The sequence below is a fragment of the Natronoarchaeum sp. GCM10025321 genome (assembly GCF_042663585.1).
GTDB lineage: Archaea > Halobacteriota > Halobacteria > Halobacteriales > Natronoarchaeaceae > Natranaeroarchaeum.
The window spans coordinates 863,230-880,372 of sequence record NZ_JBHTAN010000006.1 but is presented as its reverse complement, the minus strand read 5'-3'; the positions used below and the strand labels follow the sequence as shown (position 1 = coordinate 880,372).

14 protein-coding genes are annotated in these 17,143 nt (G+C 63.3%); 7 read left to right on the top strand and 7 right to left on the bottom strand.

The window, feature by feature from the left end:
- Nucleotides 1-29 precede the first annotated feature (29 nt).
- Together ACFQL3_RS07295 and trxA are read right to left on the bottom strand one after the other, a co-directional pair.
- A complete protein-coding gene (locus ACFQL3_RS07295) occupies nt 30-1,472 on the bottom strand; it encodes an MATE family efflux transporter (protein ID WP_377052795.1) in 1,443 nt (480 codons plus the stop codon).
- A gap of 121 nt (nt 1,473-1,593) precedes the next feature.
- The gene (gene trxA, locus ACFQL3_RS07290; protein WP_377052793.1) at nt 1,594-2,025 is read right to left on the bottom strand and encodes a thioredoxin; all 432 of its coding nucleotides are present in this window, start codon (nt 2,023-2,025) and stop codon (nt 1,594-1,596) included.
- A 145-nt stretch (nt 2,026-2,170) separates the two neighbouring features.
- Here trxA and ACFQL3_RS07285 point away from each other — a divergent pair, with 145 nt between their 5' ends.
- From ACFQL3_RS07285 to ACFQL3_RS07275, 3 genes are all read left to right on the top strand, one after another.
- On the top strand, nt 2,171-2,725 hold the full coding sequence (locus ACFQL3_RS07285) for a class I SAM-dependent methyltransferase (protein WP_377052791.1): 555 nt from the start codon (nt 2,171-2,173) through the stop codon (nt 2,723-2,725).
- Nucleotides 2,726-2,832: 107 nt separating this feature from the next.
- Nucleotides 2,833-4,182, top strand: a complete 1,350-nt coding sequence (locus tag ACFQL3_RS07280; RefSeq protein ID WP_377052789.1) for an FAD-dependent oxidoreductase — start codon at nt 2,833-2,835, stop codon at nt 4,180-4,182.
- Nucleotides 4,183-4,272: 90 nt separating this feature from the next.
- Nucleotides 4,273-6,018 carry a Rieske (2Fe-2S) protein gene (locus tag ACFQL3_RS07275; RefSeq protein WP_377052787.1) on the top strand — a complete coding sequence of 582 codons (1,746 nt, stop codon included), beginning with the start codon at nt 4,273-4,275 and terminating at the stop codon, nt 6,016-6,018.
- Between the two features lie 94 nt (nt 6,019-6,112).
- Here ACFQL3_RS07275 and ACFQL3_RS07270 read toward each other — a convergent pair whose 3' ends face one another.
- The 4 genes from ACFQL3_RS07270 to dacZ form a co-directional block, all read right to left on the bottom strand.
- Nucleotides 6,113-6,697: an NAD(P)/FAD-dependent oxidoreductase gene (locus ACFQL3_RS07270; protein ID WP_377052785.1), complete on the bottom strand. Its 585-nt coding sequence runs from the start codon at nt 6,695-6,697 to the stop codon at nt 6,113-6,115.
- A gap of 119 nt (nt 6,698-6,816) precedes the next feature.
- The gene (gene mutS, locus ACFQL3_RS07265; protein ID WP_377052783.1) at nt 6,817-9,477 is read right to left on the bottom strand and encodes a DNA mismatch repair protein MutS; all 2,661 of its coding nucleotides are present in this window, start codon (nt 9,475-9,477) and stop codon (nt 6,817-6,819) included.
- A 48-nt stretch (nt 9,478-9,525) separates the two neighbouring features.
- On the bottom strand, nt 9,526-10,293 hold the full coding sequence (locus ACFQL3_RS07260; protein WP_377057052.1) for a mechanosensitive ion channel family protein: 768 nt from the start codon (nt 10,291-10,293) through the stop codon (nt 9,526-9,528).
- 19 nt (nt 10,294-10,312) lie between these two features.
- Complete coding sequence (gene dacZ, locus ACFQL3_RS07255) at nt 10,313-11,128, bottom strand: diadenylate cyclase DacZ (protein WP_377052781.1); 816 nt, start codon at nt 11,126-11,128, stop codon at nt 10,313-10,315.
- Nucleotides 11,129-11,246: 118 nt separating this feature from the next.
- On the opposite strand from dacZ, the gene ACFQL3_RS07250 reads away from it, so the two are divergent.
- Together ACFQL3_RS07250 and ACFQL3_RS07245 are read left to right on the top strand one after the other, a co-directional pair.
- A complete protein-coding gene (locus ACFQL3_RS07250; protein ID WP_377052779.1) occupies nt 11,247-12,221 on the top strand; it encodes a deoxyhypusine synthase in 975 nt (324 codons plus the stop codon).
- A 40-nt stretch (nt 12,222-12,261) separates the two neighbouring features.
- Nucleotides 12,262-12,987 (top strand): ribosome assembly factor SBDS, encoded by a 726-nt coding sequence (locus ACFQL3_RS07245; RefSeq protein WP_377052777.1) that lies wholly within the window; start codon nt 12,262-12,264, stop codon nt 12,985-12,987.
- Here the strand turns inward: ACFQL3_RS07245 and ACFQL3_RS07240 are convergent.
- Nucleotides 12,984-13,289, bottom strand: coding sequence for an FUN14 domain-containing protein (locus ACFQL3_RS07240; RefSeq protein WP_377052775.1), 306 nt, complete (start codon nt 13,287-13,289; stop codon nt 12,984-12,986). The two genes, ACFQL3_RS07245 and ACFQL3_RS07240, sit on opposite strands and share 4 nt — an antisense overlap.
- A 159-nt stretch (nt 13,290-13,448) precedes the next feature.
- Between ACFQL3_RS07240 and ACFQL3_RS07235 the strand changes: the two genes are divergently transcribed.
- Nucleotides 13,449-14,900, top strand: coding sequence for an ATPase domain-containing protein (locus ACFQL3_RS07235; protein ID WP_377052773.1), 1,452 nt, complete (start codon nt 13,449-13,451; stop codon nt 14,898-14,900).
- Nucleotides 14,890-17,097: a PAS domain-containing protein gene (locus ACFQL3_RS07230; protein WP_377052771.1), complete on the top strand. Its 2,208-nt coding sequence runs from the start codon at nt 14,890-14,892 to the stop codon at nt 17,095-17,097. The genes ACFQL3_RS07235 and ACFQL3_RS07230 overlap by 11 nt, the downstream gene beginning before the upstream one ends.
- The last annotated feature ends 46 nt before the right edge of the window (nt 17,098-17,143 follow it).

Genomic DNA, 17,143 nt, shown 5'->3' with positions numbered 1-17,143 from the left:
GCCAATGCGACCGGATGGGACGACTGCGATCAGTCGTCTGCGGTGACGTCCGGACGATACGCTTTACTGATTCGCTTCCACTTGCCCGTCCGGAAGCGCCAGTAGTTGATCGCCGCGGGAACCGTGGTCTCCGCGAGGAACGCCAGATACAGCCCCCAGTAGCCGAGCGAGGTCGTCGCACCGAGGTAGGCAAGCGGGATGGAGACGCCGAACATCCCGAGGAACTGGCTGAGGAAGGGGACCCGGGTGTCGCCGCTGGCGTCCAGCGGGCCGGCCGCGCCGCTGGAGACGCCGGCGAACACCACCGCCACACAGGCGGCGTAGACCAGGTCGATTGCAATCGGGATCTCGCCGCTCGTCGAGTCCTCGGCGAACAGGACGACGATGTCCCCGGCGAAGATGGCGATGATGACCGCCGAAAACATGTAGGTCACGACCGAGAAGACGATGATGTCGTTTCCGTAGGCCGTCGCGGTCCGCTCGTCGTTCTTGCCGAGCGCCTGTCCGACGAGACTCGACGATGCGAGGCCGAAGCCCCACCCGGGCGCGTTCATGATGCCCCAGATGCGGCGGGCGATGACGAAGGCGGCGACGGTGTTCTCGCCGAAGATGTCGAGGATACCGAGCATCGGGAACTCCGCGGCGGTCCAGACGAGGTTGCGTGCGCCGACGGGCACGCCGATCTCGACCAGATCGTGGAGCGTGCCGGGATCAACGTAGCTTCCGAACGGATCGATCTGTACCGGGAACGCGCCCATGCCGGGGAACTGCCCCCGGACGAGGCCTATCGCGAAAACCGCCGTGACGGCGACGTTCGAGAGGACGGTCCCGGCGGCCGCCCCGGCGACGCCCATATCGAGGCCGAAGATCAGGAGCGCGCTCAGCGCGATGTTCATGATCGCGCCGCCCGCCCGGGCCTGCATGGCTGTGTAGGCGTCGTCGGCACCGACGAGTACACGGCTCCCGACGAGATTGAGTCCGGCGAACGGAACCCCGAAGCCGACGATCTGGAGGTAGGTCGCGCCGTACTCTATCGCCGCTTCGTTGCTGGAGAGGATGGAGATGAGGGTGTGCGGGACCAGCCAGAAGACGGCCGCGACAGGGATCGTAATCACGGTCGCCAGCAGCGCGCTTGACCGTACCGCAAGCCCCAGTTCGTCGTGGGCATCAGCGCCGTAGCGCTGGGAGACGAGCGCGATCGATCCACCGGCGACGCCGCCGCCGAGTGCGAACGCGAGCCCCCAGTACGGACCGGCGAAACCGACACCCGCAACTGCGGAGGTGCCGACGGCGACGCCGACGAGGGCGACGTCGACCGCGTTCTTTGACATCCGCGCGATCCCAGTGACGATACGGGGCCACGCGAGTTCGGTCGTCTGCACCGCACGCTCGCGGTCGATCAGGCCGGCACGTGCGAGCGCTAGCCCGATCCAGAGGATGAGCAGACGGATCGGGTTCGGAGGGCGATACACGGAGTACGAAATTACCACTCCGTGGTCAAATGCGCTTTGTTATGTGTCGAAAGTCGCCGGCGTGAGGGTTGTGTCCGGACACCACGCCGTGGCAGCCGATTGGCTACTCGACGCTTACTGTTCAACTGTACTTCTCGATTAGCGATTCGAGCGTCCCCCGGTCCTGTGCGCCGACAAGCCGCTCGACGGAGTCACCGTCGGCATACAGCAGGAGGGTCGGAATGCTCTGGGCACCGAGTTGGCCTGCGAGTTGCCGGTTGGCGTCGACATCGACTTTCGCTACTGCTGCGTCGGTCTCGGCGGCCAGCGCCTCGATTGCCGGCTCCATCATCTTACACGGCCCACACCAGTCGGCGTAGCAGTCGACGAGCACGACCGAGTAGGAGTCGACGACCTCCTCGAACTCGGCGGACCCGTCGATGTGGATCGGCTCGCTGGGGGCGGCGCTATCGCCAGCACTCTCCTCTCTGGAGGCGTCGTTGCCTTCGAGTTGTCGTTTCAGTTGCTCTTTCTTTCGTTCACGGATCCGCTCACGTTCGTCGTCGCTGCTCATAGATCCCAGTACGGCGCTCCGAAGTATAATACTTGTGCATATAAAGTGCAATACTCTCTGGCACTAACGCCGTCTCGACCGATATGTAGCACCTGACAGATGCCAGAACGGATACGCTTTTGCGTTCGCCGCACAATGCCTTTACATGGGTTTTCATACCTTCCCCGTCGACCGTGCCGATGCGCTCGACGATCCGGCGCGCTATCGCTTCTGTTCTCGTGAGGAACTACTGGAGATGCTCGACGTGGCCGCCGACGCCGTCGTGGCCGACCTGGGTTCGGGGACGGGCTTTTACACCGACGACGTCGCGCCGTTCGTCGGAGCGGTGTACGGAGTCGACGTCCAGTCCGAGATGCACGATGTCCATCGGGAGAACGGCGTCTCCGAGAACGTCGAACTGGTGGCCGCGAACGTCGATTCGCTTCCCTTCGACGACGACGAACTCGACGGCGCGTATTCGACGATGACCCACCACGAGTACGCCAGCGACGAGACGATGGCCGAACTGGCACGCGTACTCCGCCCCGGTGGCCGTGTCGTCACCGTCGACTGGTCGGCGACCGGAACCGGCGAGGACGGGCCAGACCCCGACGAGCGGTTCGGGCCGGAGGACGTGCGCGAGCAGTTCGAGGCGGCCGGATTCACCGTCGAACGCGTCCACGACCGCCCCGAGACGCTCGCAGTCGTCGCTCGGCGCTGATCTCCACGACCTCGCTGAGTATTCTGTTTTCGAAGTAATCGAACCTCAAACAGTAGTATTGTAAGTTCTGCGAAATACTTTACATCCAGGTCCACGTAGTATACAGTATGGAGGATCCGTTCGTAATCGTCGGGGGCGACGCCGCAGGGATGAGTGCCGCAAGCAAGGCCAAACGGGAGGACCCGGAACTCGACGTAATCGTGTTCGAGAAGGGAGAGTGGGTCTCCTACGCCGCCTGCGGGATGCCGTACTACGTGAAAGGCGAGGTCGACGAACTCGATGACCTTGTCGCGGTCGAGCCCGAAACGTTCCGGGAGAAACGCGACGTCGACCTGCGAACCGGCCACGAGGTCGTCGATATCGACCCCAGGGCGAAAACGGTCACCGTCAGCGCGGGTGCCGAACCGTTCGAGCAACCCTACGGTTCCCTGTTAATCGGGACGGGCGCGCGAGCGATCGAACCGCCGTTCGAGGGCCTCGATCTCGACGGCGTGTTCACGCTGCGAAGTATGGACGAGGCCGACGCGATCCAGGGCTACGTCACCGATGCCGACCCTGCGAGCGCGGCGATTGTCGGCGGCGGCTACGTCGGCGTCGAGATGGCCGAGGCGCTCGTCGAGCGGGGCCTCGACGTCTCGATCTACGAGATGCTACCCCGGACGCTCCAGCCCTTCGGCGAGGAGACGGCCCGGACCGTCGAGGACCACCTCCGCGAGCAGGGCGTCGATCTGCACCTCGACACGGCCGTGGAGGGCTTTGCGGGCGATGGAAGCGTCGAGGGGATCGAGTACGAGGGCGGGTCGGCCGCCGCCGACCTCGTTATCGTCGGCGTGGGCGTCGTACCGAACGTCGAACTCGCAGCGGAGGCCGGGATCGAACTCGGGCCGACCGGTGCTATCGCGACCGACGAGTACGGCCGGACGAACTACGAGGACGTCTACGCGGCCGGCGACTGTGCCGAGGCCGAACACGTCGTCACCGGCGAACCGGAGCACGTCCCGCTGGCGCTCACCGCAAACCGCGCCGGACGGGCCATCGGGACCACGGTCGCGGGCGATCCGACACCGACCGGGGGAATTGCCGGGACGGCTATCGTGAAAGCGTTCGACCTCGGCGCGGCCCGGACCGGTGTTCTCGACGAGGAGCGGGCCCGAGAAGCCGGCTTCGATCCAGTGTCCGTCAGTATCGACGCTCCGACGCGTCCACATTACTACCCTGGCAGTTCGGAACTGACGGTGACCCTCGTCGGCGACACCGAGACCGGACGCGTACTCGGCGCCAGTATCGTCGGTCGTGAGGGTGCAAAGCGGATCGACACCGTCGCCACTGCGCTCAGTTCTGCACTCACCGTCACGGAACTCCAGAATCTCGATCTCGCGTACGCGCCGCCGTTCAGCCCGGTCTGGGATCCCGTCCTCACGGCGGCGAAAGTGCTCGCCGGGAAACTCGAGAACTGACCGCAGGGCCGTGTTCCGGAGGCGTATTAATTATCCTACATATATTCGCTTCAGGAAATCTTTAGAGTCCTTCGCGTGCTGTATCCTATCATGTCACTCGATGATACCAGTGCGTTCGTTTACGCCTGTGATCTCGACGACGTTCCGCGAGAGGAACCGTTTCTGGTCAGCACGGAGGAGCGGCCACTCGCTATCGTCCACCACGAGGGGGAGATCCACGCCGTCGACAACCGGTGTCCGCACATGGGGTTTCCGCTCTCGGAAGGATCGGTCGACGACGGTATCCTCACCTGCCCGTGGCACCACGCGCGCTTCGAGGTCTCCTGTGGCGATACGTTCGACCCCTTCGCCGACGACGTCCAGACGTATCCCGTCGAACTGCGAGATGGAGAGGTGTACGTCGACCCGCATCCGGAGCGAAACCGCGACCCCGCAGAGCGCTGGAGCGAGCGTCTCGATCACGGGTTACAGGAGAACCTGAGCCTCGTCGTCGCCAAATCGGTGATCGGTCTCGATGACGCCGACGTGGCCTACACGACGCCGGTCGACATCGGCGTGGACTTCGGCACGCACTACCGGCGAGAGGGCTGGGGCCGTGGACTGACGACGCTCGGCGTGATGACGAACCTCCTGTCGGATCTCCGGAGCGAAGACCGCCGCCGGGCACTCTACACCGGTCTGACCGAGGTCGCCGAGGAGTCGGCCGGCGAACCGCCGTTTTTCGTGCAGGATCCGCTGTCGACCGAGGACGTCGCCCCGGAGCGCCTTCGGTCCTGGTTCCGCGACAACATCGAGGTCCGCGACTCCGACGGTGCGGAACGAGTCATCCGGGCGGCGATCAACGCGGGCCTCGATGAGAACGAAATCGCCGGACTGCTCGTTGCTGCCGCGACCGATCATATCTACCTCGACGCTGGCCACCGGTTGGACTTTATCAACAAGGCGTTCGAGACGCTCGATCACGTGGGGTGGGACCGCGCGGACGACGTCCTGCCCAGTCTCGTGCCCGGGCTAGCGAGCGCAAGCCGCGCCGAGGAGGCCTCGACCTGGCGACAACCGATCGACGTCGCCGCGCTTCGCTCGGAGATAGCGGAGGAGCTACCGACGTTGTTGGCCGCGGGCGACGGCAAGGAGTGGCAGGAGCCGGACGGGTTCGTTGCGACACTGCTGGGTGACGACCCGCACGATATCGCCGACGCGCTAACCGAGGCGATCACGGCTGGTGCGACGGCGACAGAGCTAGCAGAGACTGTCGCGCACGCCGCCGCCCGCCGGATCGCACAGTTCGGGACGGCCAACGAGTTCAGAGACTGGGACACCGTCCACCACACCTACACCTACAGCAACGCCGTACACGCCCTTTCACAGCGCACGGACGCCCCGGAGCTCTACCGCGGTATCTTCGACGCTGCGTTCGCCGTCTACTTCGACCGATTCCTCAACACGCCGCCGATCCCGCTGCCCGACCCCGACGGTGACCGCGACCCATCGACGGTCCTCACCGACCTGGAGGAGACTTTCGAGGTCGAAGCCAACGAGGTAGTCACTCGTGCTGGCAACCTGACCGCCGAGTACCTCGCCGCTGGCGGCGAGGCAGGGGAGTTGAAACGGACGCTCGGCAAGGCGCTACTCCGGGAGGACGTCGGCTTCCACACCCGACAGAACGTCGAGGCGGCGTTCGCCCAGTACGACGCCGTTGACGAGGAGCGAGCGCGCGTCCATCTCGTCGCCACTGCACGATATCTCGCGGCTCACACGCCGACCCGTCGTGCGGGCGAGCAGACGTTCCGGATCGCGGAGCGACTCAACCGCGGCGAAGAGATCCACGAAGACTGAGCAGTTCGTTGAGGGAGGGCTGTCGATCAATCCGATGCCCAACGAACAGGCGGTCACTCGGCGAGGACAACCGACTCCGTAGGATCGAACCGCGTTACTCCTTGCTCATGCCGCCGAACACTGCTTCGGCGTCCGCGGGGACGTCGAAGTCGTGGAAGTGTTCGCCTTTCTCCTTTGTCAGAATGTTGAGCGCCGCGGCCGCACCGTCACCGACCGAAATCGCCGCCTGCCACTCCTCGGCCCGCGGCATCGCACCGGTCGCGTAGGCGTCCTCGACGCTCGTCTCCATCGTGATGTCGACGTCGACGGTATCGTCCTCATCGAACTCACAGCCCAGATCCTCGGCGAGGTCGCGGTTCGCTCCGGTCGCGAGGACGACGTAGTCGGCCGCTATCTCGTCGTCGTCCGTGGTGAGGGTGAAGCCGTCGTCGGTCTCCGTAACTCCTGTCACTTCCTCGCCCTGCCGGCGGTCCACACCGAAATCGTCGGCCTGCTGGCGCGCCGTCGCGAGGAACTCGCTGCCGCCGACAGAGCCGATGCCGAGATAGTTGAACAGGTGTGCCTTGTGGAGCCACGTCTCGTCGGTGTCGAAGACAGTCGCATCGAGACCGTTTTTCTGTGTGAACAGTGCCGCGCTGAGTCCCGCCGGTCCACCGCCGACGACAGCTACGTGTGTCATATGTGTACATCTGTACGAAGGAACTTCAAAGCTATAGTGAGACCGACCATACCACAGGATCGACCCGGTATCGGTCCGACGCGATCAGTCTACAAGGGCCATTCCCCGGGTCCAGGGCGTTACTCGAACTCCTGCTGTAACTCGTCAAGTAGCTGTAACGCTTCCAGCGGCGTCGTGTCGGCGAGATTGACGTCCCGAAGGCGGGCGGCGACCGCGGCATCGGTTCCCCCACCATCGCCGATGGCGTCGGCTGGCTGGGTTGGCTGCGAGGCGGCGGAGGTTCCAGCCAAGCTATCATCCTGTCGATCACCCAGTAGCTCTCGCGCTCGCTCTACGACCCGGCCGTCGACGCCCGCCATCCTCGCAACTTCGACGCCGTAAGATGCCGTTGCAGCGCCGTCGGATAGCTGGTGGTCGAAGGTGACTGACCCATCCTCCCGGCGTGCCGCGAAGTGGCGGTTCACGACGCCTGCCCGCTCTCGGGCGATCTCGGTCAGTTCGTGATGGTGGGTCGCAAACAGCGTCGTCGCGCGGATCCGGTCGTGGACGTGCTCGGTAACTGCCCGAGCGAGGGCGAGTCCGTCCGTCGTGCTGGTTCCCCGACCCACCTCGTCGAGCAGGACCAGCGAGCGCTCGGTGGCGGCGTCGAGAATCTCCGCGAGTTCGGTCATCTCGACCATGAATGTCGATTTCCCGCTGGCGATGTCGTCGCTCGCGCCGACGCGGGTGAACACCCGGTCGACCAGCCGTAGAGTGGCGCTCTCAGCGGGGACGAAACTGCCGATCTGGGCCAGCACGACGATCAGCGCGACCTGTCGCATGTACGTCGATTTGCCGGACATATTCGGTCCGGTGAGCACGGTGATGACGGCGTCGTCGTCGAGGTCGGCGTCGTTCGGGACGAACCGCTCCTCGGTGCGTTCGACGACCGGATGGCGACCGGTCTCGATGTCGATACCGTCGCCGCCCAGTTCGGGCCGGCAGTAGTCGTGCTGGGCCGCCACCGTCGCCAGCGAGACGAGGGCATCCAGTTCCGCGATCCGTTCGGCGACCGCCTGTATTCGGGCTGATTCGGCGGCGACCTCCGAGCGCACCTCGGTGAACAGCCTGTACTCCAGGTCGTCCGCGCGCTCCTCTGCGCTGATAATCTCGTCCTCTCGGGATCTGAGTTCGGGCGTGACGAACCGCTCAGAGTTCTTCAGCGTCTGTCGGCGCTGATACTCCTCCGGGACGGCGTCGAGGTTCGGGTTCGTCACCTCGATATAGTAGCCATGGACCGAGGTATGGCCGACTTTGAGCGAGTCGACGCCGGTGCGCTCGCGCTCGCCGGCCTCCAGGTCGTCGATCCAGGCTTTCCCCTCGCGCTCGGTCGCCCGGAGGTCGTCCAGGTGGTCGCTGTACCCCTCTCTGATCAGGTCGCCGTCCGTGACGCCGGTCGGCGGATCGGGCCGGATCGCCGCCCCGATCAGTTCGCGCACGTCAGCCATCTCGTCGAGATCCGCACGCAGATCGACCAGCACGTCGGTTTCGACGTCGGCGAGGGCGTCCCGGAGTTCCGGGATGACATCGAGCGTGTGCTTGAGCGAGCGGAGGTCGCGAGCGTTCGCCCGGCCGCGAGCGACTCGCGAGATGAGGCGTTCGATGTCGTAGACGTCCCGAAGCAGGTCACTCAGTTCCTCTCGGCTCCGGAGGTCACCGACGAACTCCTCGACGGCGTCGTGCCGGGCCTCGATCTCGGGGCGGTCGATCAGGGGCCGGCGGAGCCAGTCCTGTAGCTCTCGGCTCCCGAGCGCGCAGGACGTCTCGTCGAGCACGTCGACCAGCGCGGCCCCGGCCTGATCGTGGGCACCCCGGCGCTCGAACAGTTCGAGACTTCGGATGGCCACCCGGTCGAGCACCATGTACTCCCGCGGATCGTAGCGGGTGAGATGGTTGATGTAGTCGAGCGTTGCCGCCTCGGCTTCTGCCTCAGTATCCTCGTCGGCGTGTCTGGCGAACGTATCTGGCTCGAGTTCGGTGTGTTTCCCACCGCGGGTGTACTCGGCGTACGCAAGCAGCGCGCCGCAGGCCCGGATCTCGACCGCTCCGGCGAGCAGTCGCTCCGGATCGCCGAAGTACGCGCTGACCCGCTCGCGTGCGTTTTCCTGCTCGAAGGTTCGCTCGTCGTGTGGCGTGACCATACAGCCGTCGGGGAACGGGTCGGGATCGGCGTGGGGGCCGACGATGGCTTCCTGCGGGTCGAACCGGCTGATCTCGTCGCGCAGGGCGGCTGCTGATCCCACGGCAGTCGCGTAGAAGTCGCCGGTCGAGACGTCGAGCAGGGCCAGGCCGTACTCCTCGCCGTCCGCGGTCAGCGCGGCGACGAAGTTGTTGTCGTCGGTTCGGAGCAGTTCGTCCTCGGTCAGCGTTCCCGGCGTGACGATACGCGTGACGGCACGGTCGACGACGCCGGAGACCTGCGAGGGCTCCTCGACCTGATCGGCGACGGCGACCCGGTAGCCGGCGTCTAGCAGCGTCTCGATGTACGATTCGGCGTTGTCGATGGGGATGCCGGCCATCGGATAGGTGCCGGTCGAGTCCTCGCGCTTGGTCAGCGTGATCTCGAGGAGCCGGGAGATGGCCTCGGCCGCCTCGCAGAAGGCCTCGTAGAAGTCACCGACCTGAAAGAGGACCAGCGAGTCGTCGTAGCGGTCACAGAGTTCGTAGTACTGTGACAGCATCGGCGTCAGTTCGTCGCCCCGATCGGCCATCTTCTCGGGCGGTCCAAGCGCCGCGTCCATACGTAGGGGCGATGGCTCCGGGCAAAAATACTCTCCGTTCCGCGCCGGTTAGTTCCGCATCCGGGCGATGCCCTCCTCGAAGACGAGGCGGTTCGGCAGGATGTACTCTTCTTCCTCGTTCTCGATCCGGGTCGTCATCACTGTCATCTCCTGGACGATGCCCTGTCGGCCGCCGATTCGGACCTCGTCGCCGATCCCGTACGGGTGATTGAGCAGGAGATACATCCCCGCCGCGGCCGACGCGAGGAAGTCCTTGAACGCTAGCCCGCCGATCAGGACGACGCCGAAGACGTAGACGGTCAGTAACACGAGCAGGGCCGTCGTGTTGACGCCGACCTGCCCGAGCGCGATCAGCAGCGAGATGTAGAGGACGCTGTACTTGACGACAAGCGGAAGGACGCCGACCTCCGGCAGTTTGATGTCCTTGAGTCGCTCGCTGACGGCCAGTTCGGCCTTGTCGGCGAGAATAAAGCCCGCGATCAGCACGAGCACGGCGATGAACAGGCGCGGGACGAACTCGGCGACGCGGACCCAGAACGCCGGCGCGTCGAAGAGTCCTGAGATGTGGATCGCAGTCAGGATCGTTACGCCGTAGATGAACCACGAGGTGACCCGGGCGATGAGCGCGACCGTCGACGTCCCGATGCTTCTGGCTGTGCGCTCGAACGCCGTCCCCTCGACGGTGTCGCCGATCCCTGCAGTCATGAGGATCTGCTTGTTGATGCGGCCGATGCCAAGGCCCAACAGTAGACCGAACACCAGCACTAGCAGTGCGAGCACGATCGGTTCCTGTATCAGGTTGCCCACTTCCACCAGCGCCTGGTCGACCTGCATATCAGTAGTTCTCCGGATCGATCTCCAGAATCAGTTCCCCGCCTTTGAACGCGCGGACCAGTCCGTCGCTCTCGCTCAGTACGATCGCCGTCGCGTTCGTGTCGCGGGTGATCGCCCCAGCGGCCATATGTCGCGCGCCGAGACCTTTGGGAATGTCGACGCCCTCCGCCGCGGGTTCGAGGTAGCGGTAAGCGCTGACTATCTTCCCGGAGTCGCTGATGACGAACGCGCCGTCGAGTCGGGAGAACTCCTTGAGCATGACCGTCACGATGGGGTCACCGACGTGGACGTGGGACTTCTCGAAGGGGTTGTACGACAGCGGCCGGGACTTGTTCATCACCTTCCCGGCATCGCCGACGACGAACAGTGCGCCGACTGGCTTCCCTTTCTGGCCCTTCTGTCCCAGTTCGATCGCCACCTCGAAGACGGAACGGATCACCGATGGCTCGGCCCGAGACTGTGTAAAGAGATCGTAGACGCCGGAGTTCTCGCCCTCACTCGCCCTGACGCGGGCGACAGTATCAACTTCGTCTTCGTCGAACAGTTTCGCGCCACAGAGCAGTTCGTCGCCTTCCTCGACCAGGTCGTCGTCGAGTGCCCCTTCGATCGCAAAGGTCAGTTGCTCGGCGATGTCATCGAACACCAGCGGTAGCTCGACGAAACTGTCGGCCCCGTGTTCGTTTTCCCGACCGGCAACGATCACGTCGGTATCCTCCATCTCGGCAAACGCCTGGTAGTACGAACTACTCGGCGAGAACAGCACGATTCCGTCCGCACCGACAAATAAATCCTCGAATAACTCACTGACGTCCGACATTGCCCGTACCAACTCCGTGTGAGGGCAAAAGGTTTTGGTCACAGGGGTGGCGTACGCCCCGATTTCGCCGATCGATCGAACTCAATCGTTTCAAGTTCGGCCACACACAAGGACGGGTATGAGCGACGATCAGTCACGGGAGCACGTGCTTCCCGATAGCGACGAAGAACTGGACACGGCGGACGTCGAAGGCTTCGATTTTACCGGCGACGTCACCCTCGAATCTCTACTCGACTCGTATGCGACGACCGGGTTTCAGGCGACCGCTCTCGCCGAGGCCATCGACATCGTCGAGCGGATGCAAGACGACGAGGCGACGGTCTATCTCACCTGCACCTCGAACATGGTCTCTTCGGGCCTACGCGAAGTTATCGCCGCGCTGATCCGCGAGGGGCACGTCGACGTCCTGATCACCACGTCCGGATCGCTGACCGAGGACGTCATCAAGACGGCGAAGCCGTTCAAGATGGGCTCGTGGGACGCCGACGAGGCCGAACTCCGCGAGAAAGGGATCAACCGTCTCGGTAACATCTACGTTCCGTCGGACCGGTACGTCTGGCTCGAGGAGTATCTCTACGACTTCTTCGACGATTTCTTCGCGGAGGAGGCGGTGCGGACGCCGACCGATTTCGCCCGGGAACTGGGCGCGACGCTCGACGACGAGAACTCGGTACTGAAACAGGCCGCGGACAACGACGTTCCGGTGTTCTGCCCGGCGCTGACCGACGCCGAGGTCGGGAACTTCCTCTACTACTACCGCCAGCAGGCCGAGAAAGACATCGGCATCGAGATTCTGGAGGATTACGAGACCCTCATCGAGGACGGTATGCTCGCTGATACGACCGGCCTGATCGCACTCGGGGACGGCGTCCCGAAACACCACGCCATCATGACGAACCTGTTCCGCGGCGGCGCGGACTACGCAGTCTACGTCTCCACGGGGATGGAGGGCGATGGCTCACTGTCGGGCGCACCGCCGGAGGAAGCCGTCTCGTGGGGGAAGATCAAGGATACCGATGCGAACTACACGCAGGTCGAGGCCGAGGCGACGCTCGTGGTCCCGCTACTCGTCGCCAGCGCGTTCGAGTTCTGATCGGGAAACACCTTTTTATCCCCGTCTGCTACTATCAGCTATGATATCGCTCGACGAGGCAGTGACGGCACGGTTGGAATCACACGGGGAGCGGTTCGAGGTGCTCGTCGATCCGGACGCCGCGCTGTCGATCAAGCGCGACGACTTCGATGGCGAACTGGAGGACGTCATCGCCGCCGAAGACGTCTTCGAGAACGCTAGTCGGGGGGATCGGCCGACCGAGAGCGATCTGGAGGACGTGTTCGGCACGACGGACCCACTGGAAATAATCCCGGAGGTCATCGAGCGCGGCGAGATCCAGATTACGGCCGAGCAGCGCCGCGAGATGCAGGAGAAAAAGCACAAACAGCTAGTCAACCAGATCACGCGAAACGCCGTCAATCCGCAGATGGACGACGCGCCGCACCCGCCGGACCGGATCGAAAGCGCGCTCGAAGACGCCGGATTTAGCGTCGATCCGATGGAACCGGTCGAGGAACAGGTCGACGACGCGCTCGACGCACTGCGTCCGGTCATTCCGATCCGGTTCGACGAGGTCACCGTCGCCGTGCAGGTACCTGCCGACAAGGCCGGCAGTGCGCAGGCGAAACTCCGCGAGTTCGGAGAACTCCAGCGCGAGGAGTGGCAGGCCGACGGTTCGTGGATCGGCGTCCTCAAGTTCCCCGCCGGGCTTCAAAACGAGTTCTTCGAGCGGGCGAACGAAGTGACGAGCGGCGAAGCCGAGACACAGATCCTCAAGGACGAAGACGACATCAAAACGCGTTAGCCTCGACGGTAGCCGACCCAGAAGCCGCCGATGAAGCCCGCGCCGATCGAGAGCGTCGAGAGGATCGGGACGATCCAGCCAGGGTTCTGCACCGTCTCCTGTGTCGAGACGACGCCGTTGGTCAGTCGGTTGTAGTCGACGATCACGATCCCTTTCGACTCCAGAAAGCGGAACAGGGCGAGTTGGACGCCGACGATCACAGCAAGTAGTTTCGCGATTTTCTTGGTCCCGTAGCCGATCAGTCCGCCGATCAGCGCGCCGCCGCCGAACTCCAGGGCCAGTTGTTGGGCCTCGATCTCCATACAGGAAAGGGGTAAGCCGAGCATAATAAGCACTGTGTCACTGGTCGATCATCTGGTGAACGGGATATCGAAGATTCGCGGAGGAGTCGACGATCGAGTGTTACTCTCCGGGAGTAGCCAGTAACTATTTGAATCACAAGGCCTTCCACCATTGTAATTGTGATCGCCGAGAACAATCGGATACAGACAGGAGTCGCTGGCGCGGACGACGTCCTGAAGGGAGGACTCGTTCCGAACTCTGCAACCCTCGTCAGAGGCTCACCCGGTGCGGGCAAGACGATTTTCGGGCTACACTTTCTTGCGGCCGGTGTCGAAGCCGACGAGTCGACGCTCTATATCAATCTGGGCGAACCGACCGAGTATCTGCGCGACACTGCCGAACGTTTCGGACTCGATATCGGCGCCGTCGAATTTCTCGATCTCTCTCCCTCCGAAGAACAGTTCCAGAGTTCCGAATCCTACGATATCTTCGAATCGAGCGAAGTAGAACAACCGTCGCTTGTCCAGGCGATTCGAGGTGAGATCGAAGATATCTCTCCCGACCGCGTGGTGGTCGATCCGGTTACCGAACTCAAATACCTCTCTTCGGACGAACACCAGTTCCGAACGCAGATCCTGAGTCTGCTTGCTCTTCTCAAGGACGAAGGCGCAACCGTCCTGCTGACGTCCCAGGCCGCCGAGTCGATGGCCGACGACGATCTGCAGTTCCTCGCCGACGCGGTGATCGAACTGGACGCAGACTCCAATCGTCGGACACTGCAGGTGCCGAAGTTCCGTGGATCCGGCTCGAAGCCCGGCCCACACACGGTCACCATCGACGACGAGGGGATACACGTGTGGCCGCAACTGTTTCCCGCCGATCATCATCGAGACTCCTCGCTCGGCACGCTCCCCTCCGGCGTCGATGGGCTCGATAACCTCCTGCACGGCGGCATAACTACGGGAACGATCACGTTCCTGAGCGGGCCGACAGGTGCCGGAAAGACGACTACCGGCTTGCAGTTCCTCACCGAAGCCGCGAGCCGTGGACAGCGGGCGGTCCTGTATAGCTTCGAGGAGGCTCAGAAGACGATGCTCGCACGGGCGGACGACATCGGCATCCCGGCACGGGAGATGGTCGAACAGGGAACACTGATCATCGAAGAGATCGATCCGGACGAAATCGCGGTCGACGAGTTCACGGACCGACTCCGGACGAGCGTCGAAGCGGACAACGCACAGGTCGTCATGATCGACGGCATCACGGGCTACACGCGGTCGCTTCGTGGCGCATCGGACGACGGGACGCGACAGTTGATCAAGATCGGGCGGTATCTCCGTAACATGGGGGTCACGGGGATTTTCACCAACGAAGTCCATCAGATAACGGGAGACGTTCAGGCGACCGAACAGCGGTTGAGCCACCTCAGCGATAATCTTGTCGTTCTTCGCCACGTCGAGTACGACGGCGAACTGCGCAAGGTAATCGGCGTCCTCAAGATGCGAGCCAGCCAGTGCGACTCCGCGATCCACGACCTGGAGATCTCCGAAGACGGCATGTCAGTCGGCGAGTCACTGACTGGGTTACGTGGCATCCTGACCGGCACGCCGGACTGGGACGATGACGTCTGAACGGCCCTCGGGAACCGACATGGAGCGACAGGACGACAGTGATGACTCGCCGCCTAGAACAGTCATCTTCCCGTTGCTGGCTGACAGCGGCAACCGACGCGTTCTCCGGGAGTGGCTCGACGGTCACGAGGAGTATCGGGCCGCCGACCCGGATACTTCGCTCGAGGAGGCCCAGTTCGATCTCTGCGTCGTCGACTATCGGGAGCTAAAGCGCAATGCAACGGAGCTGAAACGGCTGAAAGAGGCCATCAGCCCGAGACTGTTACCGATCCTGCTCCTCCTCCCGGAGCGCCGGATGGACGTCATCGACGAGGACGCTGGCGAGATTGCGGACAACGTCTTCGCGACGACAATCGACGAGATAGTCTCGCTACCGATCAGACAGGCAGAACTCGGGTGGCGGATCAAGGCACTGTTGCGCCTGCAAGAGCAGTCCGAGGCCCTAGAGGCACAGGCGAGCGAACTCCGTCGGTTCAAAGAAGCGGTGGATGCGTCCGGACACGCTGTCTACATCGCAAACCTCGACGGGGAGATAGAGTACGTCAATCCGGCGTTCGAGGAGATTACCGGCTACAGTTCGTCCGAGGCGGTCGGTTCGACGCCAGAAATCATGGACTCCGGCGAGATGTCGGACGCGTACATCCAGAACCTGTGGGAGACGATACTCTCCGGCGAGGTCTGGGAGGAAGAGATACGCAATCAACGCAAGGACGGAACCGTATATACAGCGTATCAGACTATCGCACCGATTGTCACCGACGGAGAGACATGTGCCTTCGTCGCCGTCCAGGCCGACATTACCGAACAAAAACAGCTCCGGCGGGACGTCAAGCAGTCCGCCGCAATCATCGAGCGACTCGACGACCCGATCATGATGCAGGACACGGACGGGGAGTTCCGACTACTCAACGAGGCTGTAACCGAGTATGCGGGGCTCTCGAAAGCGGACCTCCGTGAGGCGGACGAGATGCCGTTCATGGACGAGCAATCCGCTCGGACGATAGCGGAGAACAAGGAAACGGTGCTGGAGACGGAAGAACCGCTCCAGTACGAGATATCGCCCACGTTCCAGCGTACCGACAGGGAGCCAACGTTCAGCACGAAACGCTACCCCTACTACGACCCGAACGGCGAACTCGCTGGGACGATGGCTATCTGCCGGGACGTCACGGGTCTCAAACAGCGCCAGATGGAACTTCGGCAGTACGAGCGGGCGATCACCGAGGCAAACGACCTCATCGCGGCAGTCGATATCGATGAGGAGTTCCTGTTTGCCAACCCACAGTACTGTGAGTATCACGATATCTCCCCAGATGAGATCAGCTCGCTTTCGCTCACTGATGTCATCGGCGAGGAAGCGTACACGACGGTCGCCGAGTCGATAGAGCGCACCCTCAACGGCGAGAGCGTCCAGTATCGCACCACCAGGACGCATCCCATCCGTGGCGAACGGACACTCGACGTGCGGTATCATCCGCTCCGAGATGACGAGGACGGTGTCATCGGCATCGTCGGAGTGCTTCGGGACGTGACCGAAAACGAGGAGAAGACCAAACAGCTACGCGTTGTCGACCAGATCCTGCGTCACAATCTGCGGAACAGCCTCCAACTGATCCGGGGCCACGCCGAACAGATGGGCGCGCAGGGTGACAAACAGATGAGCACGCTGGCCGATACGATAATAGAACGGAGCGACGACCTGCTGACGACCAGTCACAAGTCCCGGGCAATTACCGAAGTGCTGAGTGAGACGGTAGACGTTGGCCGGATTGATATCGGCGAGACCGTGAGCGTGGTGGCCGAATCGGTTGCTGGGTCGTACCCGGGCGCAGAGATCGATGTCGATGTTCAGGACCCGGGCGATGTATTCGCCACACAGCGGATCGATCTGGCGCTCGAAGAACTGCTCGAAAACGCGGTCGTTCACTGCGATTGTGGGTCTTCGTCCGTGGAACTGCGCGTCGAACGGGACGAGTCGGGAGTTCGGATCCACGTCGCCGACGAAGGCACCGGCATGCCGGAGATGGATCGGGACGTGCTGGTGAGCGGCCGGGCGACCGGGGACCTCTACCACGGAAGCGGACTCGGTCTGTGGCTGGTCTACTGGATCGTCAGACGGTCGGGTGGCTCGATCAGCGTCGAAGACAGGGAACCACGGGGAACCGTCGTCACAATCGAACTTTCGGGAGCGAACTGATCGCCGTCAGGTCACACACTCACGGCAACTACAACACTTTTCAGCC

Coding starts and splice junctions, on each gene's coding strand:
- trxA (WP_377052793.1), bottom strand. CDS start 2,025: ATGAGCAGCGACGACGAACGTGAGCGGATCCGTGAACGAAAGAAAGAG.
- ACFQL3_RS07285 (WP_377052791.1), top strand. CDS start 2,171: ATGGGTTTTCATACCTTCCCCGTCGACCGTGCCGATGCGCTCGACGAT.
- ACFQL3_RS07280 (WP_377052789.1), top strand. CDS start 2,833: ATGGAGGATCCGTTCGTAATCGTCGGGGGCGACGCCGCAGGGATGAGT.
- ACFQL3_RS07275 (WP_377052787.1), top strand. CDS start 4,273: ATGTCACTCGATGATACCAGTGCGTTCGTTTACGCCTGTGATCTCGAC.
- ACFQL3_RS07270 (WP_377052785.1), bottom strand. CDS start 6,697: ATGACACACGTAGCTGTCGTCGGCGGTGGACCGGCGGGACTCAGCGCG.
- mutS (WP_377052783.1), bottom strand. CDS start 9,477: ATGGACGCGGCGCTTGGACCGCCCGAGAAGATGGCCGATCGGGGCGAC.
- dacZ (WP_377052781.1), bottom strand. CDS start 11,128: ATGTCGGACGTCAGTGAGTTATTCGAGGATTTATTTGTCGGTGCGGAC.
- ACFQL3_RS07250 (WP_377052779.1), top strand. CDS start 11,247: ATGAGCGACGATCAGTCACGGGAGCACGTGCTTCCCGATAGCGACGAA.
- ACFQL3_RS07245 (WP_377052777.1), top strand. CDS start 12,262: ATGATATCGCTCGACGAGGCAGTGACGGCACGGTTGGAATCACACGGG.
- ACFQL3_RS07240 (WP_377052775.1), bottom strand. CDS start 13,289: ATGGAGATCGAGGCCCAACAACTGGCCCTGGAGTTCGGCGGCGGCGCG.
- ACFQL3_RS07230 (WP_377052771.1), top strand. CDS start 14,890: ATGACGTCTGAACGGCCCTCGGGAACCGACATGGAGCGACAGGACGAC.